The organism is Embleya sp. NPDC005971 (assembly GCF_040629175.1).
Classification (GTDB): Bacteria; Actinomycetota; Actinomycetes; order Streptomycetales; family Streptomycetaceae; genus Embleya.
The window spans coordinates 1-21,335 of the sequence record NZ_JBEXUX010000012.1 but is presented as its reverse complement, the minus strand read 5'-3'; the positions used below and the strand labels follow the sequence as shown (position 1 = coordinate 21,335).

At 70.5% G+C, this 21,335-nt stretch carries 23 protein-coding genes, 1 other RNA gene and 1 pseudogene; 12 read left to right on the top strand and 13 right to left on the bottom strand.

Annotated features, from left to right (window positions below; all coding sequences use genetic code 11):
- Positions 1-119: 119 nt before the first annotated feature.
- The 4 genes from ABZ374_RS13270 to ABZ374_RS13255 all read right to left on the bottom strand — a co-directional run bounded on the left by ABZ374_RS13270 (position 120) and on the right by ABZ374_RS13255 (position 4,293).
- On the bottom strand, positions 120-791 hold the full coding sequence (locus tag ABZ374_RS13270; protein WP_360310217.1) for a response regulator transcription factor: 672 nt from the start codon (positions 789-791) through the stop codon (positions 120-122).
- A complete protein-coding gene (locus ABZ374_RS13265) occupies positions 788-2,050 on the bottom strand; it encodes a histidine kinase (protein WP_360310215.1) in 1,263 nt (420 codons plus the stop codon). Before ABZ374_RS13265 ends, ABZ374_RS13270 begins: the two co-directional genes overlap by 4 nt.
- A gap of 86 nt (positions 2,051-2,136) precedes the next feature.
- Positions 2,137-2,901 (bottom strand): SDR family NAD(P)-dependent oxidoreductase, encoded by a 765-nt coding sequence (locus ABZ374_RS13260; RefSeq protein ID WP_360310213.1) that lies wholly within the window; start codon positions 2,899-2,901, stop codon positions 2,137-2,139.
- A gap of 81 nt (positions 2,902-2,982) precedes the next feature.
- On the bottom strand, positions 2,983-4,293 hold the full coding sequence (locus ABZ374_RS13255; protein WP_360310211.1) for a PASTA domain-containing protein: 1,311 nt from the start codon (positions 4,291-4,293) through the stop codon (positions 2,983-2,985).
- Between the two features lie 167 nt (positions 4,294-4,460).
- Between ABZ374_RS13255 and ABZ374_RS13250 the strand changes: the two genes are divergently transcribed.
- The 3 genes from ABZ374_RS13250 (at position 4,461) to ABZ374_RS13240 (ending at position 7,331) form a co-directional block, all read left to right on the top strand.
- Positions 4,461-5,288: a Nif3-like dinuclear metal center hexameric protein gene (locus ABZ374_RS13250; protein ID WP_360310209.1), complete on the top strand. Its 828-nt coding sequence runs from the start codon at positions 4,461-4,463 to the stop codon at positions 5,286-5,288.
- Between the two features lie 151 nt (positions 5,289-5,439).
- Positions 5,440-6,183 carry a C4-type zinc ribbon domain-containing protein gene (locus ABZ374_RS13245; RefSeq protein ID WP_360310476.1) on the top strand — a complete coding sequence of 248 codons (744 nt, stop codon included), beginning with the start codon at positions 5,440-5,442 and terminating at the stop codon, positions 6,181-6,183.
- Positions 6,180-7,331, top strand: coding sequence for a bifunctional RNase H/acid phosphatase (locus ABZ374_RS13240; protein ID WP_360310207.1), 1,152 nt, complete (start codon positions 6,180-6,182; stop codon positions 7,329-7,331). Before ABZ374_RS13245 ends, ABZ374_RS13240 begins: the two co-directional genes overlap by 4 nt.
- A 282-nt stretch (positions 7,332-7,613) precedes the next feature.
- Here the strand turns inward: ABZ374_RS13240 and npdG are convergent, their stop codons facing one another.
- Positions 7,614-8,306: an NADPH-dependent F420 reductase gene (npdG, locus tag ABZ374_RS13235; RefSeq protein ID WP_360310205.1), complete on the bottom strand. Its 693-nt coding sequence runs from the start codon at positions 8,304-8,306 to the stop codon at positions 7,614-7,616.
- Positions 8,307-8,489: 183 nt separating this feature from the next.
- On the opposite strand from npdG, the gene ABZ374_RS13230 reads away from it, so the two are divergent.
- Together ABZ374_RS13230 and ABZ374_RS13225 are read left to right on the top strand one after the other, a co-directional pair.
- Positions 8,490-8,954, top strand: a complete 465-nt coding sequence (locus tag ABZ374_RS13230; RefSeq protein ID WP_360310203.1) for a DUF1508 domain-containing protein — start codon at positions 8,490-8,492, stop codon at positions 8,952-8,954.
- 137 nt (positions 8,955-9,091) lie between these two features.
- On the top strand, positions 9,092-9,862 hold the full coding sequence (locus ABZ374_RS13225; protein WP_360310201.1) for an MgtC/SapB family protein: 771 nt from the start codon (positions 9,092-9,094) through the stop codon (positions 9,860-9,862).
- 42 nt (positions 9,863-9,904) lie between these two features.
- Here the strand turns inward: ABZ374_RS13225 and ABZ374_RS13220 are convergent, their stop codons facing one another.
- On the bottom strand, positions 9,905-10,123 hold the full coding sequence (locus tag ABZ374_RS13220; RefSeq protein ID WP_360310199.1) for a hypothetical protein: 219 nt from the start codon (positions 10,121-10,123) through the stop codon (positions 9,905-9,907).
- Positions 10,124-10,222: 99 nt separating this feature from the next.
- On the opposite strand from ABZ374_RS13220, the gene map reads away from it, so the two are divergent.
- Positions 10,223-11,071, top strand: coding sequence for a type I methionyl aminopeptidase (map, locus tag ABZ374_RS13215; RefSeq protein WP_360310197.1), 849 nt, complete (start codon positions 10,223-10,225; stop codon positions 11,069-11,071).
- A gap of 97 nt (positions 11,072-11,168) precedes the next feature.
- Positions 11,169-12,128, top strand: coding sequence for a hypothetical protein (locus ABZ374_RS13210; protein ID WP_360310195.1), 960 nt, complete (start codon positions 11,169-11,171; stop codon positions 12,126-12,128).
- 33 nt (positions 12,129-12,161) lie between these two features.
- On the opposite strand, the gene ABZ374_RS13205 is transcribed toward ABZ374_RS13210, so the two are convergent.
- The 4 genes from ABZ374_RS13205 to yaaA form a co-directional block, all read right to left on the bottom strand.
- A complete protein-coding gene (locus ABZ374_RS13205; protein ID WP_360310193.1) occupies positions 12,162-12,851 on the bottom strand; it encodes a bifunctional DNA primase/polymerase in 690 nt (229 codons plus the stop codon).
- A gap of 298 nt (positions 12,852-13,149) precedes the next feature.
- Positions 13,150-13,386, bottom strand: a complete 237-nt coding sequence (locus ABZ374_RS13200; RefSeq protein ID WP_360310474.1) for a chaplin — start codon at positions 13,384-13,386, stop codon at positions 13,150-13,152.
- 129 nt (positions 13,387-13,515) lie between these two features.
- Entirely contained in the window at positions 13,516-14,229 is a 714-nt protein-coding gene (locus ABZ374_RS13195; RefSeq protein ID WP_360310191.1) for a DUF732 domain-containing protein, read from the bottom strand.
- A gap of 186 nt (positions 14,230-14,415) precedes the next feature.
- Positions 14,416-15,213: a peroxide stress protein YaaA gene (yaaA, locus tag ABZ374_RS13190; RefSeq protein WP_360310189.1), complete on the bottom strand. Its 798-nt coding sequence runs from the start codon at positions 15,211-15,213 to the stop codon at positions 14,416-14,418.
- A 358-nt stretch (positions 15,214-15,571) separates the two neighbouring features.
- On the opposite strand from yaaA, the pseudogene ABZ374_RS13185 reads away from it, so the two are divergent.
- A pseudogene (locus ABZ374_RS13185) lies at positions 15,572-16,732 on the top strand (RNB domain-containing ribonuclease); the annotation flags it as partial.
- An 80-nt stretch (positions 16,733-16,812) separates the two neighbouring features.
- An RNA gene (gene rnpB / locus ABZ374_RS13180) (RNase P RNA component class A) lies at positions 16,813-17,228 on the top strand.
- Positions 17,229-17,317: 89 nt separating this feature from the next.
- Here the strand turns inward: rnpB and ABZ374_RS13175 are convergent.
- The 3 genes from ABZ374_RS13175 to ABZ374_RS13165 form a co-directional block, all read right to left on the bottom strand.
- Positions 17,318-18,556: a tyrosine-type recombinase/integrase gene (locus ABZ374_RS13175; protein WP_360310187.1), complete on the bottom strand. Its 1,239-nt coding sequence runs from the start codon at positions 18,554-18,556 to the stop codon at positions 17,318-17,320.
- 236 nt (positions 18,557-18,792) lie between these two features.
- Entirely contained in the window at positions 18,793-19,059 is a 267-nt protein-coding gene (locus tag ABZ374_RS13170; RefSeq protein ID WP_360310185.1) for a hypothetical protein, read from the bottom strand.
- A gap of 130 nt (positions 19,060-19,189) precedes the next feature.
- Positions 19,190-19,540 carry a helix-turn-helix transcriptional regulator gene (locus ABZ374_RS13165; protein ID WP_360310183.1) on the bottom strand — a complete coding sequence of 117 codons (351 nt, stop codon included), beginning with the start codon at positions 19,538-19,540 and terminating at the stop codon, positions 19,190-19,192.
- Between the two features lie 252 nt (positions 19,541-19,792).
- Between ABZ374_RS13165 and ABZ374_RS13160 the strand changes: the two genes are divergently transcribed.
- The 3 genes from ABZ374_RS13160 (at position 19,793) to ABZ374_RS13150 (ending at position 21,190) form a co-directional block, all read left to right on the top strand.
- Positions 19,793-20,032 (top strand): helix-turn-helix transcriptional regulator, encoded by a 240-nt coding sequence (locus ABZ374_RS13160; RefSeq protein WP_360310181.1) that lies wholly within the window; start codon positions 19,793-19,795, stop codon positions 20,030-20,032.
- Between the two features lie 73 nt (positions 20,033-20,105).
- Complete coding sequence (locus tag ABZ374_RS13155) at positions 20,106-20,402, top strand: DNA-binding protein (RefSeq protein ID WP_360310179.1); 297 nt, start codon at positions 20,106-20,108, stop codon at positions 20,400-20,402.
- Entirely contained in the window at positions 20,399-21,190 is a 792-nt protein-coding gene (locus ABZ374_RS13150; RefSeq protein ID WP_360310177.1) for a BRO family protein, read from the top strand. Before ABZ374_RS13155 ends, ABZ374_RS13150 begins: the two co-directional genes overlap by 4 nt.
- Positions 21,191-21,335 lie beyond the last annotated feature (145 nt).

The following is a 21,335-nucleotide window of genomic DNA, read 5'->3' as shown; positions in this document are numbered from 1 at the left end:
GTGACCCGCATTGAGGGTTGGTTGGTCAGTTGATCTGCATATTTCCGAACCATTGGCATTCGCGCAGGTCAACAAGAGGACATGGGGACAACCATGCGGCTGGGGATGGGCTGTTCGGGCTACTCGCCGATTCCGCGCTGCTGGGCCAGAATCGCGGCCTGGACCCGGCTGCGCAGGCCCAGTTTGGTGAGGATCCGGCTCACGTGGGTCTTCGCGGTGGCCTCGGCCATGTCCAGGTGCTCGGCGATGCGGTGGTTCGACATGCCCCGGCCCAGGCACGCGAGCACGTCGCCCTCGCGCGGGGTCAGTGAAGCGAGCGCCTCGGGGCCCACCTCGGGCCCGTCGGCGGGACCCGGCCGGGGCGGGCTCGCGAACGCGTGGATCAACCGGCGGGTGACCTCCGGCGCGACGAAGCCGTCGCCGCGCGCGACCAACCGCACCGCCTCGACCAGGCGTTCCGCGTCCACCGTCTTGAGCAGGAAGCCGGCCGCCCCCGCGCGCAACGCGCCGAACACGTATTCGTCCAGGTCGAACGTGGTCAGCACCAGGACGTCCAGGCCCGCTGCGGTCAGCTCGCGGGTGGCGCTGATGCCGTCCAGTCGCGGCATCCGCACGTCCATCAACACCACGTCAGGGCGCAACGACCGGGCCAGCGTCACCGCGGCCTCGCCGTCGGCGGCCTCGCCCACCACCTCGATGCCCGCGGCCGCGTCCAGAATCAGCACCAGACCCGCCCGGACCGCCGCCTGATCCTCGGCGACCAGCACCCGCAACGTGTCGACGTCGCTCACCCGGTCCCACCCTTCGGCCCCGTCGAGGCATTGTTTCCGGCACCGCGCACCACGTCGTCGCCGCACGGGAGTTCGGCCCGCACGTGCCACCGGCCCTCGCGCGGGCCCGCCTCGAACACGCCGCCGAGCAGCGATACGCGCTCCGACATGCCCACCAGCCCCGCGCGGGCGCCGGGCAGCCGGGTGACGTGCTCGGGATCGATTCCGTTGACGCCGGTGATCACCACATCATCGGTGCGATAGGCGAACACCATCCGCAACTCCTGCGGCGTGGCGTGCTTGAGCGCGTTGGTCAGGGTCTCCTGGACCACCCGATAGGCGGCCAGGTCGACGGGTGTGGGCAACTCCCGCACCACCCCGACGACCTCGATGTCGACGATCAGCCCGGCCCGGCGCACGTGCTCGACCAGGCGATCGGTCTCGGCCAGGCGCGGCACCGACACCGGTTCCTCGGGGGTGTTCTCCGAGCGCAGCAGGCCGATCATCCGGCGCATCTCGGTGAGTCCCTGCAGGCTGCTCTCCCGGATCACCTCCAGCGTCTCGCGCAGCCGGGCCTCGTCCAGGGTCTTCACCGACAACGCGGCGGTGGACTGGACCGCCACCGCGCTCAGGTGGTTGGCGATCACGTCGTGCAACTCGCGTGCCATCCGCGCCCGTTCGGCGACCACCGCGGCCTGGTGGTCGAGCTCGGCCAACCGCGCGGTCTGGGTCGCCCGCAATCGTTCCACCTCGGCCTTCTCGCGGTGCTCGCGCACCGAGAAGCCGGTCAGCACGGGGGAGACGCCGACCAGGCCGATGTAGAAGATCGACAGCACGAACAGGCGGAACTCGCCGGTCACCACCCAGACCGTGATCGCGCCCACGACCAGCGCCGCCACGTTGCCGTAGAGCAGCCGAAACGCCAGCCGCGAAGTGCCGTACAGACATGCCGCGTAGAGCACGTCCGACCACATGATCAGGCCGCCGATGGAGGGCCCGAGCGCCATGTCCACGCCTTCGAAGGCGATGGCCAGGAACACCGCGAAGCGCGGCGACGTGCTGCGGTGGCACTGGGCGACGAACAGCAGGAGCAGCGGCGGCAGGCGCAACCACGCGCTCGGGTTCCACACGCTCCAGATCACGTAGGAGTGGGTGGCGAGCAGGACGAGCGCGCCCGCGAGCACCACGCCGCCGATCGCACAGTCGCGGCGGATCGGCGGCGCGAGGCCGGGCAGACGCAAGGGCAGGGGACGCTGCCACGCGGAGGTCGGATCGCTCACGCCCCCATCCCAACATCATTGGGGCGGCCACGCCGACCGTCGACACCGAACGACGGGTCGATCGTCCTGATTCACGGCGATTCCCGCTACTTCGGCTGAAAGCGAATCCCGCCGTCGAGCCGGATCACCTCGGCGTTGAGGTAGCTGTTGGTGAGCAGTTCGTACGCCAGCGAGGCGAACTCCTCCGGCACGCCCATGCGCTTGGGGAAGAGCACCTGCTGTCCCAGGGTGTCCTTGACCGACTGCGGCGCGGCGGCGAACAGCGCGGTGTCCATGGTGCCGGGCGCGATGGTGTTGACCCGTACGCCGATCGCCGACAGGTCGCGCGCGACGGGCAGCGTCATGCCCGCGACGCCCGCCTTGGAGGCGCCGTAGGCGGCCTGGCCGATCTGTCCGTCGAAGGCGGCCACCGACGCGGTGCACACGATCGCGCCACGCTCGCCGTCCGCCTGCGGCGCGGCCGCGGCCATCGCGGCGGCGGCCAGTCGGATCGTGTTGAAGGTGCCGATCAGGTTGAGGCGCACGATGAACTCGAAGGAGGCGAGCGGGTGCGGCGAGCCGTCCCGGGCCACCGTGCGGGCGCCCATCCCGGTGCCGGCGCAGGAGACCAGCGCGCGCAGCGGCGCGAGCGCGACGGCCGCCTGGACCGCGGCCTGGACCTGCTCCTCGTTCGTGACGTCGGTGGCGACGAAGGTGGCGCCGATCTCGGCGGCGACCGCCTTGCCGCGCTCCTCGTTCTTGTCCGCGATCACCACCGCGGTGCCGCCGGCCGCGAGCCGGCGCGCGGTGGCCTCGCCGAGCCCGGAGGCCCCGCCGGTGACGATCGCGGACGCGCCTGTGAGGTCCAGCATGAGCGTTCTCCCCTCGCCTGTTCTTGACTGAGGCAAGCTATTGCATGGGGAGGGGAGTCGGCCAGGGGAACTGACGAGGCGTCAGTTACCTCCGGCGCCGGTCGTGGGCGTCGTCACGGTCACCGACACGATGGTCCCGACCGCCACCACGTCGCCGGGTTCGGGATTCGAGCCGGAGACCACGTCGGTCCGGGAGGCCCCGCCGGGGATCCCGATGTCCAACCGGGCATTGCGCAGCGCGGTGCTCGCCTCGGCCACGGTCAGCCCGGCCAGCGGCGGAACCGTGGTCTTCGCGGGCGTGGTGGGCGAACCCGGGCCGGTGGGCGTCGTCGAGGCCGACGGCCGGGTGATCGGCGGTGTCGTCCGGACCCCCGACATCACCACGACGACCGATGCCTTGTCCCGGTCCACCTTGCGCCCGGCCGCCGGGTCGGTGGAGGCGATGGTGCCGCCGCTGCCCTTGACGGTGCCGCGGAAGCCCCGCTCGCGCAGCAGCGCGACGCCCTGCGCCTCGGTCATCCCGACCACGTTCGGCACGGTCAACTTCTCCGACGCGCTGGTACTGGCGCTCGGCGAGACCGAGTCGGACGGCTCCGGCGTACTGGTCACCGGCGCCTCGGTGGTCGGCCCGGCGGCCGGCCGGGTCCCGGTCGCGGACGGGCCGGCCCCGGTCGGATTCGTCTTGGCGGCCGGCTTCGTGTCGTCCGAACCCGCCATCGCCATCCCGACCAACACGGCCACCACGATCGCGGCCACCGTCGCCGCCACGGCGGCCGCCACCCGGCCCCGCCGCCCACCGCCGCGGCGCTCACGATCGTCGTGATGGGCAGCCGCTCCCGCCCCCGCCGCCCGCCCGCCGGAATCGGCAGGGTCGTCGGCGAGCACCCGGATCGAGAACGGCGCACACGCCGCCACCCGCATGTCCCGGGCGGAGACCACCCGCACCGGGACGTCGCTCTCCTCGACCACCCGGGACGTCTCCTCGAAGGCGCTGCCCCCGCTGTCCGCCCCCAGCGTGCCCAGCCCGAACAGCCCGCTCGGCGGGACCTGGTCCGCGATGTCCGCAGGCACCGTGTAGACGATCGTCCACACCCGCGTCTCGCCCGGATACACGTCCGGCGGTCCCGGCCGGTCCAGGCCGACCCGCCGGCCCACGTCCCGGGGCAACTCGAAGTCGTAGCGGTCCGGCGCACTGCCCGCGTTGCGCAGGGTCAGCGTCACCATCACGGTCTGGCCGGGAACGGCGGTGGCACGACGAGGCTCGCACCAGGCCTGCACCGCGCACTCGGGATCACCCGCGCGCTGCCCGTGCAGGTCGGTGCCGCATTGTTCGCCCGGGCAGTACGCGTCCGTCTCCGGATAGGGCGTACCGCACAGCAGACAGTGCACCATCGTCGTCGTCCCCCTCGTCGTCGTACGACAGTGCGAGCCTGCCTACCGCACAAACGCTTCGGATGGGATCGACTTCACACAATCCGAGGGCGGTGCGGTGCACTGTGTCACCGCCCGTCCGGGATGCCCGAATCCGGGGTGGCCACCCGGAGAGGTAACCTCCCTTCGTGCCCAAGCTCTCCGACGTCGTCAGCGCCCTCGAACGGATCTACCACCCCGGTTGGGCCGAATCCTGGGACGCGGTCGGGCTGGTCTGCGGCGACCCGGACGCGTCGGTGCGCACCGTGTTGTTCGCCGTCGACCCGACGCAGGCCGTCGCCGACGAGGCGCTCGCCCGCGGCGCCGACCTGCTGGTCACCCACCACCCGCTGTTCCTGCGCGGGGTGCACTCGGTCGCCGCGACCGGCTTCAAGGGCCGCGTCGTGCACACGCTGATCACCGGTGGTTGCGCCCTGCACGTCGCGCACACCAACGCCGACGCGGCGGCCCCGGGCGTCTCGGACGCACTCGCCGCCGCCCTCGGACTGACCGTGACCGCGCCGCTCGACCCCGTGTCGGCCGACCCGGGCGAGTGTCGCGGGATCGGTCGGATCGGCGAGTTGGCCGTTCCCGAGACGCTCGCCGCGTTCGCGGCCCGGGCCGCCCGCGCACTGCCCCGCACCGCGACCGGCCTGCGGGTGGCCGGGGACCCGGACCGCCCGGTGCGTACCGTGGCGGTCTGCGGCGGCGCGGGCGACAGCCTGTTCGACGCGGTCCGCCGCAGCGGCGCCGACGTCTACGTCACCGCCGACCTGCGTCACCATCCGGCGTCGGAGGCACTGGAACACGGCGGCCCCGCGCTGCTCGATGCCCCACACTGGGCCACCGAGTGGCCGTGGTTGGCGTACGCGGCCGACGAACTCGCCCGTGCGCTCGCCGCAACCGGTACTACGGTGGAAACCCACGTGTCGGAACTAGTCACGGACCCATGGACGTTCCACACTCCGCATCCCTGAGCATCGCGACGGGGCGGAGGTCCGACCGGCCCGCCGGTTGCCCGCACGCTCGCCAGTCGCCCGCAGAACCGAACCCACCCACCGAAAACGCACCGGGTGGCGGGTGGGAGGCAACCTCCCGCCCACCCGAGCCGCATCCAAGGAGCCCCCGCTGAACGCCGCGCCCGCCGACCAGCTCCGCCTGCTCGACCTCCAGGCCCTCGACTCGCGAATCGATCTGCTCGCCCACCGCAAGCGCACCCTGCCGGAGAACGAGGAGATCGACCGCCTCGGCTCCCGGCTCGCCCGGCTGCGTGACCTCGTGGTCGCGGGCGAGACCGAGGAGAGCGACGCGGCCCGCGACCAGACCAAGGCCGAACAGGACGTCGACCAGGTCCGCAAGCGCGCCGAACGCGACCAGCAGCGCCTCGACTCGGGCCACGTCACCTCGCCCAAGGACCTGGAGAACCTCCAGCGCGAGGTGGCCTCGCTCGCCAAGCGCCAGGGTGACCTCGAAGAGGTCGTCCTGGAGGTGATGGAACGCCGCGAGGACATCCAGGGTCGGCTGACCAAGCTGGTCGCCGAGCGGGACGAGGCACAGGCCGCACGCGACGCCGCGGAGTCCCGCCGGGCCGTCGCCGAGGCGGAGATCGACACCGAGGTGGCCGCCACCGTCAAGCAGCGCGCGGTGATCGCGGCGGCGATCCCGGCCGACCTGATCAAGCTGTACGAGAAGATCCGCGAGCAGTCGCACGGTGTGGCGGTGGCGCCGCTGTTCCAGCGTCGCTGCGAAGGCTGCCGACTGGAGCTGGGGATCACCGACCTCGGCGCGATCCGCGCGGCCGCCGCGGACGCGATCGTGCGCTGCGAGAACTGCCGGCGCATCCTCGTCCGCACGGCCGAGTCGGGCCTGTGAGGCTCGTCGTCGAGGCCGACGGCGGCTCCCGGGGCAACCCGGGCCCGGCGGCCTACGGTGCGCTGGTGCGCGACGCCGGGACCGGCGAGGTGCTGCACGAGGTGGCCGAGGCGATCGGTGTGGCCACGAACAACGTGGCCGAGTACCGCGGCCTGATCGCGGGCCTGACCGCGGCGCACACGATCGACCCGACGGCGACCGTCGAGGTGCGGGCCGACTCCAAGCTCGTGGTCGAGCAGATGTCGGGCCGCTGGAAGATCAAGCACGCCGACATGCGCGACCTGGCGACCAGGGCCCGGGGCATCCTGCCGCCCGGGCAGGTCACCTACACCTGGATCCCCCGGGAGCAGAACAAGCACGCCGACCGGCTGGCCAACGAGGCGATGGACGCGGCCGCCAAGGGCCGGACGTGGACCCCGCAGGAGTCCACCGCGTTCGCGACCCCCAAGGCCGCGCCGCCGGTCCCGGACGAGCCGGTCACCACCAAGGTGCGCCCGACCGCCCCCGGCTGGGGCCCGGACCTGGGCCGCCCGACCACGCTGGTCCTGCTGCGACACGGCGAGACGGTGCTCACCCCGCAGAAGCGCTTCTCCGGCACCGGCGCCGACCCCGACCTGTCCGAGCGTGGTCGTCGGCAGGCCGAGCGCGCGGCCGAGGCGTTCGCCGAGCGCGGCACGATCGAGGCGATCGTGTCCTCGCCGCTGGGCCGCTGTCGGCAGACCGCGGAGGCGGTCGCGCAACGGCTCGGCCTCAAGGTGCGCGAGGAACCCGGCTTCCGGGAGACCGACTTCGGGAGTTGGGAGGGGCTGACCTTCGCCGAGGCGCGCGAGCGCACCCCGGACGCCTTGGACGCGTGGCTGACATCGGCGGACGCGGCGCCACCCGGCGGCGAGAGCTTCACCGAGGTGGCCCGTCGGGTCGAGGTGGCCCGGGACAAGACCATCGCGCGACACCCGGGCAGGACCGTCCTGGTGGTCACCCACGTGACGCCGATCAAGACGCTGGTCCGCATCGCGCTCGGCGCGCCGCCGGAGTCGATGTTCCGGATGGAGTTGTCGGCGGCGGCGATCAGCGCGGTCCAGTGGTGGTCGGACGGCAACGCGTCGCTGCGGGTGTTCAACGAGACCGCTCATCTGCGCGGAGTGTGACCTCGCGGGTGGTGTCGAACAAAGGTTTGACGCCACCGCCGGAGGTGTGGCATAGTCGAAAGCGCCTTCAGCGTGCCCGCCAGTAGGATTCCGGGCGGACCACGCGGAGGACCAAGCTTCCGAAAGCCCCGAGCCGACCCGGCCGGGGCTTTCGTCGTACCGGAGTGCGGCGATGGGCCGGGTGTGACAGGACGGTCCGGCGGCGGGCATGCCGCTCTCCAGGAGTGGCTGTTCCCGCCGCCGGAGCGGCCGGCCGGTGCGTCGTGGGCGCACCGGCCCGGCTCACACGTCGGTGATGCGCAGTCCCGCGTGGGCCTTGTAGCGGCGGTTGGTCGAGATGAGGTTGGCGGTGAGCCCCTCGACCTGACGCGCGTTGCGCAGCCGACCGGCGTACACCCCGCGCATCCCGGGGATCCGCGACGCGAGCGCCTGGACCGCGTCGGTGGCGTCGCGCTTGTCGCCGAGCACCATGATGTCGGTGTCCAGGGATTCGACGTTCGGGTCGAGCAGCAGCACCGCGGAGACGTGGTGGAAGGCGGCGGTGACGGCCGAGTCGGTGAGCACGGCGGCGGCCTGCTGCGCGGCGCTGCCCTCCTCGACGTCGAGCACATACGCGCCCTGCTTGTCGAAGCCCATCGGGTTCACGCAGTCGACGACGATCTTGCCCGCCAACTCGCTCTTGAGGGCGACGAGCAGGTCGCGGTGCCCTTCCCAGGGCACGGCGATGATCACGATGTCGCTCTCCGCCGCACAGGTGGCGTTGTCCGCGCCGCGGACACCGGCACCGAGCTCCGCCGCGGCGGAGCCGGCCCGTTCGGCGCTGCGCGAGCCGATGATCACTTTCTGGCCGGCGACGGCCAGGCGGTACGCGAGACCGCGGCCCTGCTCGCCGGTGCCGCCGAGGACGCCCACGACCAGGTCGTCGATGTTCGGCAGGTCACGCGGGTCGCGCTTGGGGGACGAGGGGGTTGTCATGGCGTGATCCTGCCGGCCGGAACCGCAGAGGACACGGGGTCGGCGCTCGGATGAAGCCGAGGTCACATTGGTTTTCGGCTGTGCGGGCCGATTCACTCCGAAATAGCACTTATATATGACAAGTGGGACGAACCGTGTTCTCGTGGAGGAGAAAACTTTCTCTTCACCCTCCAAGGAGACGCAGTGCCGGCCAAATTCATTGTCACCAAGGGACGCTCCGGCAAGTACGGCTTCGTCCTGGCAGCCGCCAACGGAACGACGATCATCAAGTCGTCGCCCTATCGGACCAAGCGCGAGGCGCTCACCGCCGTGCGCTACATCCAGCGCAACGGCGACACCGAGACCGTCGACGACCGCACCGTCGCGGCCGCCGCGTCCCGGGCCCAGGCCCCGAAGTCCGCGGCCACGTCCCGCCGATCCCCGGTCGCCCGCACCGTCACCCGACGCGCCGGCACGGTGCGCCGGAGTGCGGCCAAGAAGTCGACCACCGCGAAGGCGCCGCCTCGAAAGGCGGATTCGCGAAAGGTCCCGAGCAGGCCCTCGGCCACCCGAAAGGCGGTATCCAAGCCGGCCGCCTCGCGTACCCGAAAGGCCGTATCCCGAACGGCCGGTTCGCGAAAGCGAATCGCGGCCCGCGCTCGCGCCTGATCCACGCCCACCCCTCCCTTGATCGCCGGTTTTCGGATCACGCGCGCAAACCCTGCTCCATTCGGGGCTAGCGTGCATGGACGGGAAAACGATCGAGTAGTCCCGGGGCTTCGGCCCCGGGCGGAGGAGGTGGGCGCGTGGACGCCGGCACCACCCTGGCGGCCTGGTCGCAGGGAATCGCGCAGAGCCAGGGATGGACCCAGTTCTCCGAGCTGATGTTGTCCTTCGTGCTCTCCAGCGTGATCGGCGTCGAGCGCGAGATCCAGCAGAAGAGCGCGGGACTGCGCACCCACGCGCTGGTCGGCGTCGGCACCACGCTGTTCATGGAGATCTCCAAGTACGGCTTCGCCGACGTGCTGCCCGTCGGCCACGTCGGCTGGGACCCGTCCCGGATCGCCGCCCAGGTGGTCTCCGGCATCGGCTTCATCGGCGGCGGCCTGATCTTCGTCCGCCGCGACACGGTGCGCGGCCTGACCACCGCCGCCGTCGTCTGGTTGACCTGTGCGATCGGCATGGCCTGCGGCGCGGGCCTGCCCTATCTCGCTGTCGGCGTCACCGCGCTGCACTTCGTGGTCGTCTACGGCTATCCGCCGATCATCCGCAGGATCGGCGGGGTTCGGGCCCGGGCGGCCGAGATCAGAATCAGCTACCTGCCCGGATGCGGCGTGCTCCCCGCGGTCCTGGTCGCCTGCACCGGCGCCGGTTTCACCGTGGTGGACGTATCCGTGCACACCCGCGACGACCGCGCGGAGGATCCCGGGGAGACGTCCGCGAACGCGCCCCGGGCCTCGGCGATGGTGTTGCTCCTGGAAGGCGCGGCCGAGCCCACCGAACTGCTCTCCGGCCTGTCCGAACTGCCCGGAGTGCTCACCGTGGGCGGCGGCCGGGTCCCCGAACCCGCCGAGTGACCCGACCGCGGGCCGCGTGTCCACCCGGCGCCCGCGCTTCGCTCAGCGGCGCCCGGGGTCGTTCCAGTTGGGGTCGTTCTCCCACGCCTGATTGCGGGTCTTCGCCGTCTCCAACGCGTTCGCCGCCTCCCGGCGGGTCGCGTACGGCCCGAGCCGGTCGCGCGCCGGGCAGTCCGGACCCTCCTCGACCGCGCCGTGCCTGATGCAGTAGTACCACTCGCCGGCGCGCCCCTCGGGCCTGCGCCACAGCCTGAACTTCACGGCCCGTCCTCCACCCACTCGATCCCTGCTCGCCACGACGCGTCGGATCCGTCGTATCGATCGCCGCGTCGGTCGCGGCGCCGGCTACACTCGCTGGTTATGGCGATTCTCGTACCCGGTAAGGCGACCCCCATCCGCTCCGTTCCCGCCGACATCCCGCGGCCGGAGTATGTCGGGAAGCCGGCGCCGACCCCGTACACCGGGCCCGAGGTGCAGGACGCCGAGACGATCGAGCGCATGCGCGTGGCCGGTCGGATCGCGGCGGGGGCGATGGAGGCCGCCGCCGCGCACATCGCGCCCGGGGTGAGCACCGACGAGTTGGACCGGGTCGCCCACGAGTACGTGCTCGACCACCACGCCTACCCGTCCTGCCTGGGCTACCGGGGTTTCCCGAAGACCATCTGCACCTCGATCAACGAGGTGATCTGCCACGGCATCCCGGACACCACCAGGCTCGAAGACGGCGACATCGTCAACATCGACGTGACCGTGTTCATCGGCGGTGTGCACGGCGACACCGACGCGACCTACCCGGTCGGCGACGTGGACGAGGAGTCCGCGCTGCTCGTCGAGCGCACCCGCGAGGCGCTGAACCGGGGCATCAAGGCGGTCCGGCCGGGTCGGCAGATCAACGTGATCGGCCGGGTCATCGAGTCCTACGCGAAGCGCTTCGGCTACGGCGTGGTCCGCGACTTCACCGGCCACGGCATCAACAGCTCGTTCCACTCCGGCCTGATCATCCCGCACTACGACGACGAGCGGGCGACCACCGTGATGGAGCCCGGGATGACCTTCACCATCGAGCCGATGCTGACCCTGGGCAGCTACGACTACGACATGTGGGACGACGGCTGGACCGTGGTCACCAAGGACCGCAAGCGCACCGCGCAGTTCGAACACACCCTGGTCGTCACCGACACCGGGGCCGAGGTGCTGACCGTCGTGTAGTGCGGATCGGACGGGCTCGGTGCCGTGCGGGGCGCGGGCAGTAAGGTTTCGCGAGATCTCCTCCTGCCCGCTCCCCCGGAAGAGTTGCCGAGTACCGATGCGCATACCCCGCGCGGCGGCCGCGACCGCCGCCCTGCTCGTGACGGCGCTCGCCGCGACCGGCTGTGTCGCCGTCCACGGTTCCTCGACGCCCGTCGAAGCCCTGGACCGGCGTGCGGCCGGCAAGGTGCTGCACGACTACGAGGTACAGAACAACCAGGCCTACGCCAACCGCGACCTGCCGCTCAACGCCCGGGTCGAGACCGGCTCGCTCGGTGCGCTGGACCAGGCCGGTCTGAAGATCCTGAGCTTCACCGACCCGCGCGGGAATCTGGGCAAGACCCCGATCACGCACGAGCGGCCCGAGTACCTGATCCCCAAGGTGATCGGCTGGCCCAAGTGGTTCGCCGTGCACAGCACACCGAACTTCAACAACGCCAAGCCGCAGTTGCTGGTGTTCGTCAAGGCGAACCCGGACGCGGTGTGGCAGGCCGCGTGGGGTCCGACCCTGCAGAGCCCGCTGCCCGAGTTGGCCAAGGACGCCGACGGCTACCTCGAACCGGTCTCCCCGACCGCCCCGGGACTGGCCGCCGCCCCCGGCGAACTGGCGCCCATACTCACCGAGTTCCTCAAGGACGGGAAGACGCGCGCGGAGTTGTTCGGGCCCGACCCCTACACCGCGCAGTTGCGCCGGCAGCGGGACGAGCCGATCGGCGAGGGCTTCGTCCGCCAGACCGTGGACAGCGCGGCGAACCAGTTCCCGCCGCTCGCGGTGCGCACCAAGGACGGCGGCGCGCTGGTGCTCTTCGCCCTCCAGCACAGCGTCAAGCTCACCGTGCAGCCGCCGCGCCGACTCGGTGACGTGGACCCCTCGACGCTGACCTTCCTGACCGGCAAGCCGGTCCGGGCGGTCACCGAGCACCGGCTCTCCGAATACGTCGCGGTGGTGCCCAGGGCCGGCGGCAAGGTGCAGCTCGTGGGGTGGATGTACGGCCTGGTCGGCGCCGACGGCGAGTGACGCCGCCGGTGCCGGGCCGGCCGGTGGGTCCGGCTACATCCAGCGCACGTCGCCGGCCGTCGCGCCCACCGTGTCGCACGCGTCGGTGAGCACGTCCAGCACCCGAAGCGGGTCGGGCAGCGGGAGTTCGGGGCCGCGGATCCAGCGCACCGGCTGTCCCGAGGGGTGTTGCGCGGACGGGACCAGGACGTAGCTGCCGCGGCAGTGCCAGCGCAGGCCCGGATGCGCGTCCAGCGTCTCGGGATGGCAGTCCAGTTCGCACGGCCACCACTCGTCCTCGTCGGCGGGCGTGCCGCGGGTCGCGGTGAAGAACAGCGTGCGCTCGGGGCCGCAGGAGGCCACCGGGCCGATCTCGATGCCCTGCTCGGCGAACACCGCCAGGGCGATCTCGCCCGCCCGCGCGGGTACGTCCAGCACGTCGTGGCCCGCACCGGTCGCGGTGACGAAGTTGGCCTCCGGATACAGCTCCAACCAGCGCGCCACCTGGACCGGATCGGTGGACGCCTGGGTCTGCCACGCGAACGAGACCGGATGCATTCCCGGCGCCGGACAACCCACCCGGTCACAGGAACAGCCGAAGCCCACCGGGTGCGCCGCCGGACAGACGGGCCAGCCGCGCTCGACCAGGTCCATGAGCAGTCCGGCCCGCCGGTCGCGCGCGGCGTCCGGGTCCTCACGCGGTCGACGGCGCAGCCATCCGGCCATTCTGCCCATTCGCTCCATGGAACCCCTTCTTCCGCGTGCGTTTCATACGCGCCCCACCCGGCGCCTCTGCGTATACAACGCGGAAGAGCGGCCCGGGCAATCCCCATCATCGCGGGTAGCTCGAGTCGATGTGCCGACAGGGTTCGCAGGTGATCGGAACGACGCCTGTCCGGCACCGCGAACCCGCGAGAAATGTACATCGCGGATCGCTTCGCTTCGGTGCGCCGCCCGCAAACGACGACCGCCTCGTTCCCGGGGATCGGGAACGAGGCGGTCGCGTCGGCCCTCGACCGAGGACGGGGGCCGGGGCGGGTGATCAGCCCGCGTTGATGCAGGTGTTGCCGAACGTCGGGTTCAGCACGCCGATCAGGATGTCCACGGTGTTGCCGCAGATGTTGACCGGGATGTGCACGGGGACGGCGATCTGGTTGCCGGAGACGACGCCCGGCGACCCGACGGCCGCACCCTGGGAGTCCGCGCTCGCGTTGGCCACGCCCGCGCCCATGGCCGCGATGCCACCGGCGATGGCCGCGACGGCGGCGACCTTCTTCATGTTCGTCACAGCGTTCGTTCCTCCACGTCACTGCCGACCAGATTCGGCAGACTGATCAACGACGCGGTGGCGAAGTGGCAACGCGGGGCGGACGAGATTCACTCGTTCACCCCGCGTTGCGGACCGCAGCTACCTGATCTTGCCGGTCTGGTCCGGGCAGAACGCGGGCATCGCGGCGCCCACGAGCATGGCCTTCTCCTGCAGGGCGTTCACCGCGGTGACCTTCGTCGAGGTCTCCACCAGGGACTTCCCCGACTTGAGGTCGGAGCAGGCCTGCTTGCCCTGGGCCACCAGGTCGGCGTCCGACTTCGACTTCGTCGCCGGGATGAGCATGTGCACCGTGGTGAGGAAGTTGTCCTCGCCCAGCGCGCCGCCGCCCAGTCCGGGCACCGAGGTCGAGTCGTCGTCGGGGTCCGGCTCGGGCGCGGTGGTGCGCTTGGTCGGCTTGGTCGACGGTGTGGCCGACCCGGACTTGCCGCCGGTCGACGCGGTCGCCGACGAGGTCGAGGCGGCCGAGCTCTTCTTGTCGTCGTCGCCGCCGGACAGGCCGATCGCGGCGACCACGCCGACGACCGCGAGCACCGCGACCACCGAGACGCCGATCCACAGGCCCTTGCGGCTGCGGCCGGGCGGCGGCGGGTAGCCGGCGCCCTGCGGGTAGCCGTTCGGGTACTGCGGTTGCCCGTACGGGCCCGGTTGTCCCTGCGGGTATTGCGACTGCTGGTACTGACCCGGGTATTGGTCCTGGCCGTGCTGCTGCTGGCCCGGGTACGGCTGTTGCCCGTACTGCGGCTGGCCGTACGGCTGGTTCGGGTCCTGGCCGGGCGGCGGCGGGTAACTCACTCATCCCCCATGGATGTCGGATCGTCGACTCCGCCGGGCTCGACGCACGGATCATCCAAAAGTAGGACGAAATGCTTTGGTTTTTGCCTGCGGAGGAAGCGTCAGGATCATGAAGCTCCCTTGATTTGTCAAGGTGAGGCAAGGTCAGGCTTGGTTCGATCGCAACCGTTCGGACGGTGGTCGAGTTCAGACCGCGGCGACCACGATGTCCAGTGCCCAGGGCGTGCCGCCCTGCTTGGGTTCGGCCGTCTCCACGGTCCAGCCCAGTCCGCCCAGTACCTCGGCCAGTTCGGCCGGATTGCGCGGTTCGGCACCGGAGACCAGCAGATCGCGGGTCACCCGGCCCTTGGTCGCCTTGTTGAAGTGGCTCACCACCGAGCGCTTGGCCACCCCGTCCACGACGCGCTCGTGCAACACCCGCACCGTGGCGGTCCGCTCGGCGACCGCGCCGGTCGGCTTCCAGGCCGCGCCGTACGCCGCCGAGCGCAGGTCCAGGACCAGTTCCTCGCCCGCGAGCCGCGGCAACACCGGCGTCATCGCCGGGCGCCACCGGCCGGCCAGCGCACCCATGCCGGGCAGGCGAACACCCATCGAGCAGCGGTACGGCGGCACCCGGTCGGTCGGCCGCAACGCGCCCCACAGCCCGGAGAAGACCAGGATCGAACCGGCCGCGCGCGCCGCCGCCGCACCGGTGAGCGAGGGCAGGTCCAGGGCGTCGTAGAGCACGCCCGTGTACAAGGTGGCCACCGGCAACGCGGGTGCCTCGCGCAGGTCGAGATTGCGCAGCACCTCGCCGTGCAGCTTCGGGCCGAGGCCGAGCACTTCGAGGGCCTTGAGCTCGTCGCCCTCGCACAGGGTGATCAACGAGTCGAGCACCTGCCGCCGCACGGAGTTCAGTTCCGGCATCGAAAGGCTCGCGAGGTCGAGCGCGGGGCCCGTCCCCGTAGCGGCCTTGCCCTCGGAGGGCGGCAACAACACGAGCACGGGCGGGACTCCAAGCGGCGCGGACCGGACAGGGGACCGACCAAGTTTATGGGGACGAGCCGGACCGAACACGACGCGGCGGCGCCGGGCGGGCGGGCGAAAAGCCGTGAAAATCCTTCGCACCGCAGCGGATCTTTCCTAAGCTCGATCCGTGCCTCGTCGCCATCTCCACATCAGGTCCGCCGACGGTGACCGCCTGCGGGCCGGCTTCACCCGTCTGCGTGCGGACCTCGGGCTGCCGGGGCCGTTCTCGCCGCAGGTGCTGGCGGAGGCGGAGGCGGCTGCCCGGCGCGGGCCGACCCTGGCTCGTCGGGACCTGACGGGGTTGCCGTTCCTGACCATCGATCCGGCCGAGTCGATGGACCTGGACCAGGCGATGCACCTGGTCCGCACGGACACCGGCTATCGGGTGCACTACGCGATCGCCGACGTGGCGGCCTGGGTCACCCCCGGCGGTGCGCTGGACGCGGAGACGATGCGCCGGGTGGAGACCCTCTATCTGCCGGACGAGCGCATCCCGCTGCATCCGCCGACCCTGTCCGAGGCGGCGGCCAGTCTGCTCCCGGGGCAGGATCGGCCCGCGCTGGTGTGGGTGCTCGACCTGGACGCGTCCGGCGACCTGATCGGCACCGACGTCTTTCGCGCGCTGGTGCGCAGCCGGATCCGGTTCGACTATCCGCAGGTGCAACGCGCCATCGACGCGGGCATCGCCGAGGAGCCGTTGGCGCTGCTCGCCGAGATCGGCCGGCTGCGCGAGCTGCTCGAGAGCGATCGCGGCGGGGTGAGCCTGCCGATCCCGGAGCAGGAGATCGTCGAGCACGGCGACTCGTGGCGCCTGGAATACCGGGCACCGATCCCGGCCGAGGGCTGGAACGCGCAGATCTCGCTGCTCACCGGCATCGCCGCCGCCGACCTGATGACGTATGCGGGCGTGGGCATCCTGCGCACGTTGCCGCCACCGCCGCCGGAGGCGCTGGCCCAGGTCCGCCGGGTCGGCCGGGCGCTGGACGTGGCCTGGCCCGAGGGCGGCACGTACGGCGCGGTGATCCGCTCGCTCGACCCGGACAACCCCCGGCACGCGGCGTTCCTCCAGGAGGCCACCGGACTGCTGCGCGGGGCGGGCTACACCGCGTTCGACGCCGGCGTGCCGGAGCAGGCCGGACACGCGGCGGTGGCCGACGAGTACGCGCACGTGACCGCTCCGCTGCGGCGCCTGGTCGACCGGTACGCGGGCGAGATCTGCGTGTCGCTGGTCGCGGGTACCGACGTGCCCGAGTGGGTGGGCGCCCGGCTGCACGAGCTGCCGAAGGCGATGGAGACCGGCGACCGCCGGGCGCACGAGGTCGAGCGCGAGGCGGTGTCCCTGGTCGAGGCGGTCGTGCTCGCCGATCACGTCGGCGACGAGTTCGACGCGGTGGTGGTGGACCTGAACGACCGCGGCGACGGCGGGACCGTGCAACTGGCCGAGCCGGCCGTGCGAGCCCGCTTCGACGGCACGGGCCTGGGGCTGGGCGAGCGGGTCCGGGTCCGGCTGACCGAGGCGGACGACTCCCGGCGAAGGGTGCGGTTCGCCCCCGCTAGGATGGCCGGTACGGCGGACGAGTCGGCCGGGCGGCCGCGTCGGGATTCCTCCTCGGAGGGTTCCGCCGAGGAACGTCCGGGCTCCACAGGGCAGGGTGGTCGGTAACACCGACCCGGGGTGACCCGCGGGACAGTGCCACAGAAAACAGACCGCCGGCGTCCTCGGACGCCCGGTAAGGGTGAAACGGTGGTGTAAGAGACCACCAGCGCCCGAGGTGACTCGGGCGGCTAGGTAAACCCCACCCGGAGCAAGGTCAAGAGGAGTACGCCTGCGAAATGGCGTGCTCTGCGCGAACGTTCGAGGGCGGCCCGCCCGAGTTCGCGGGTAGACCGCTGGAGGCTGTCGGCAACGGCAGTCGTAGATGGATGGCCGCCTCCCCGGGCGCCGCAAGGCTCCCGGGAGACAGAACCCGGCGTAGAGGCCGACTCGTCCGTCGCCTCTGCCTCTGACCAGGGGAAACCCCACTCGATCCAAGATCGAATGGGGCGGTCGGGGGAATCTCGGGGGAATCCGTATGGTTGCTCATTTGCCGGGGGGACGGAGCCAGGTATCCATGGCGTCGATGCCGCGCGCGCCGGCCGTGGGCATGAAGTGAGTGTACGTCCGCAGCGTGAACGCCGGGTCCTCGTGGCCGAGCCACTTCGCCAGCGTCACGATGGACTCGCCAGCCTCAAGCATGACCGAGGCGAACGTGTGCCTGGTCAGGTGGAAGCCGAGGTCTCGGGACGGCTCGTACAGGTGTGACTCCTCGATGCGCTTGATCAGACCTGCCGAGGCGAGGGCCGGCTTCCACGAGAGCTGGTTCCAGTCGGTGCGATTGATCGCGTTGCTCTTCACGGTCGTCGTGAGAAGGCGGACCATGACCCTGGGCCGCTTCTCCCACGGGAGGTTGGGTCGATCCGGATCGACCCAGGTCAACTCGACCTCGCGCGTGGGGTACGCCTCCATGTGGCGCTTGATGCTCTCGCTCGCCATGGGCGTGAGCGGAACGGTCCTCTCCTTGTTCCCCTTGGGAGGACCGAAGCACAGCCGGGAATTGATCCGCATCACCTGGCGAACCACCTGGAGTTCGTCGCCGACGACGTCGTCGGGACTGGCTCCGAGGGCTTCTCCCTGGCGGAGGCCGCTGCCGACTCCGAGGTCGAGCAGTACTTTGTACCGATCGGCGAGGGCTTCGCGCACGCGCATCATGGCGTCGCGCTCCAGTGCGCGGGCCTTCTGTTTCGGTTTGGCCGGCGGGCGGGCGGTGCTTTGCCCGCGGCAGAGGTTCACGCCGATGCGCTTGGCCTCCACCGCCGCCTGGAGGATGGACGAGAGGTGTTGCCAGCAGGTCCGCACGTGGTTGGGGTCGATGTCCTGCTCGGCCCGGACGACCCACGCCTTGATCTCGTCCGTGCCGATCTCGTTGAGGGAACGCATGCCCAGGTGCGGCAGGATGTGGTTGCGGAAGCGGCCCTCGACACCCTCGCGCGTCGAGGGTGGATATCGGACGCTCGGCCACCAGTGCTGGTCGTAGTAGTCCTGGAGGGTGATCTCACCGTCGCGCGGGTCGATGAACGTACCCCGTCGCGAGTCGGTGGAGGCGGACTTGAGCCAGGCTTTGGCGTCTTCGAGCGCGGCGAACGAACGGTCCTTGACCCCGGGGATGTCTCGGACTGTCCAGCGTTTGCCTTTGCCGTGATCCCGGGTCTTGCGCCGCTTCCCCGTCACGGGGTCGGGCTTCTTGTAGAACCAGCGGTCCTCGATGTAGCCGGCGGCCATGAATCTCCTCCTGGACGACGATGCGAAACGCACGGCCCTGACGTAGTGTCAGTTGCCTCATGGAGCAAGCGAGTTGCCTCATGGGCCGTCCGGACGACCCCCGCCGAGTCACACGGCAGGGGTCGCCCACCGGGCGCCACCTCCGCAGGCGGGCCGGTCTCGGCACTTTAGCCAGAGTGTCCGACAAGTTGTAGGTATAAGTGATGCCGTTCGCCCGATCGGGCGAACGGCATCACTCATTGTTGATCGGGGACGTCGATGGCTTCACCACACCAGCAGACGAGGTTGCCTTCGGGCGGCTGGTCCACGTCTTCGTAGAGGAGCCATAGCCGAACCAGGTCGTAGATCTCGCTCGGATTCAGACCCGAATCGACGTGAATACGCACCGCCCACCAGTCGAATGCGATGGGCGTGTCGACCAGATCCGCAGTGGTGATGACTGCGCACACATGTCCCCCCAGAGGTTGCGCCTTGGTAGACACAGCACCCGCGGCGGAGGACACGGTTCATTGAGATTACTCGCATTGTGTGACGGATCAAGACTGAATCGACACATTGCGGGAACGTAGCGTAATCGACATGGTCACATACGCTCAGTAGTGCATGATCGATGGCGCCGACCACCGGATCCCGCTACCGGTTCCGGCGTGCCTCCTTGTACGCGCGCATCGCCGCGAGGGTCATCGTGCGACCATCCTCGCCCAGAGACCTGAAGATCTCGACGAACTCCCGCTCCTCCTCCGGTGGCACCTCGTCATGGATGACGCGGCCGGCGGCCTCGAAGAGGCGGACGACGGGGATGTTCAGCGCCTTCGCCACGAGGCGGAGCTTGTCCGGCGAGGGGCCGCGGGAGCCGGCACCGCGGGCGTGCCTACGCCAGGAACTGAGCGTCGTTTCGGGCACGCCGGACCTCCTGGACAGCTCGGCCCACGTCCAGCCCAGCTCGTCCAGGCGCGCCTGGATCATGCTCGTCAACGCTTCCACAACGAGAAGCATCCACCAGTCTGCACATTCGCTACAAGGTGAATCGCGACACGTGACTTGAACCCGTCTGCACATTCTGACCTGCGCGTACTCCCACGGAACCTCATAGGAACCTTAAGTCCCTTGCCGGAACCACCGGGAACTGCTTGACACCGACTGCACATTGGGCTCAATGTGTAGCCAGGAAGCCCGAAAAGCGGCCTACGCTTTCGCTCCAAAGTGCACGACCTTCACCCCGGAAGGACCCATTTCATGCGGCGACGGGACAACGGGCAGCCCATCCGAGACGCCATGGAGGCGGCCGGCCTGTCCATCCCCGCCCTCGCCAGGGCGACCATCGAGATCGACGGATACGGCATCTCGCCGGCCACCGTCGGAGCTTACGTCGCCACCGGCACAAGTGGACGAGAGAAGCCCAGGAAGCGGACCGCCGACCTCATTGCCGCAGTCCTCCACAGGCCCGTCGAAGAGTTCTTCGAAGACGCTGCCTGATCTTCTTTCTTGCAACGACACTGCACATTCATCGTAGATTCACGGCACATATGTGGATCATCAAGGAGTGGACATGGCTGACACCCAGGCCCCACCGTCCCCCGTCCTGAACCAGAAGGAGGCCGCGGCCTACCTGCGAACCACCCCCGGTGCGCTGAAGAAGCGGCGCCACCGCCGCAAGGGCCCGCGCTCCTTCCTGGAGCAGGACACCCGCCGCGTCCTCTACTACCTGACCGACCTCGACGAGTACCTCGCGGACAGTGCGCAGGCCGACTCGCGCAGCAATCCCGAACTCAGCCCCCTCACCCAGGCTCCGGAGCTGCGGCGCTCTCTCGGTGCCAAGCGTTCGGCCAAGGCGTGTGCCGCATGAGCACGGCCCTCACGCCCTTCGCGTTCCCGGAGACCGGCCAGCCGGTCCGCATGGTCCGCATCGACGGCGCCCCCTGGTTCGTCGGCAAGGATGCCTGCGACGTCATCGGCATCAGCAAGTACCGCGACGCCGTCGCGCAACTCGACGAGGACGAAAGGGTGTCCATGGCCGTGGACACCCCCGGCGGCAGCCAGCGAATGACGGCGATCAGCGAGCCCGGCCTGTTCGCGCTGATGTTGATCAGCCGCTCCCCGAAGGTGCACGCGTTCCGCCGGTGGGTCACGCACGAGGTGCTGCCGTCGATCCGCAACTCCGGCTCGTACACCGTGCCCGCCCGCGCGCTCCCCGACGTGACGACGCCGACCGGTGTCCTCGCGTTGGCCGAGCAGTTCGTCGAGACCGCGCGCCAACTGGTCGAGGCGGACGACCGCATCAAGGAGCTGGAGCCGAAGGCCCTGGCGCACGACGTCCTGATCGCCGCCCAGGCCGGCGACGTCCTGGTCCGCCAGGCAGCGAAGACGCTCGGCTGGAAGGAGCGTGACCTGCGGACGTTCCTCGTGGACGAGCACATGCTCTACCGCCGGCAGGCCGTGTGCGGATCCCCGATGTGGGACTTCTACGCCGCCCATTCCGCGCACTTCAACGCGACCGAGCAGGTCGTGGAGCACACGTGGGGTTCGTGCGCGCACTACACGGTGCACGTCACCCCGGCCGGCTTGGCCCTGATCCAGAAGCGGATCGAGCGGCGGAAGGCCGAGCTGAACACCGCCATCACCGACAGCCCCTGAACAAGGGTGCGGGCCGCGCCAGTCCAGGACGCAGCCCGCTTGTCCCACCAACACCAGAGACGTTGATCCAGAGAGGTGGCAGGACATGACCCACATTACCCAGTCGGTTCGCCAGGACTTGGCGGGCTACGTGGCCGCCGGTGAT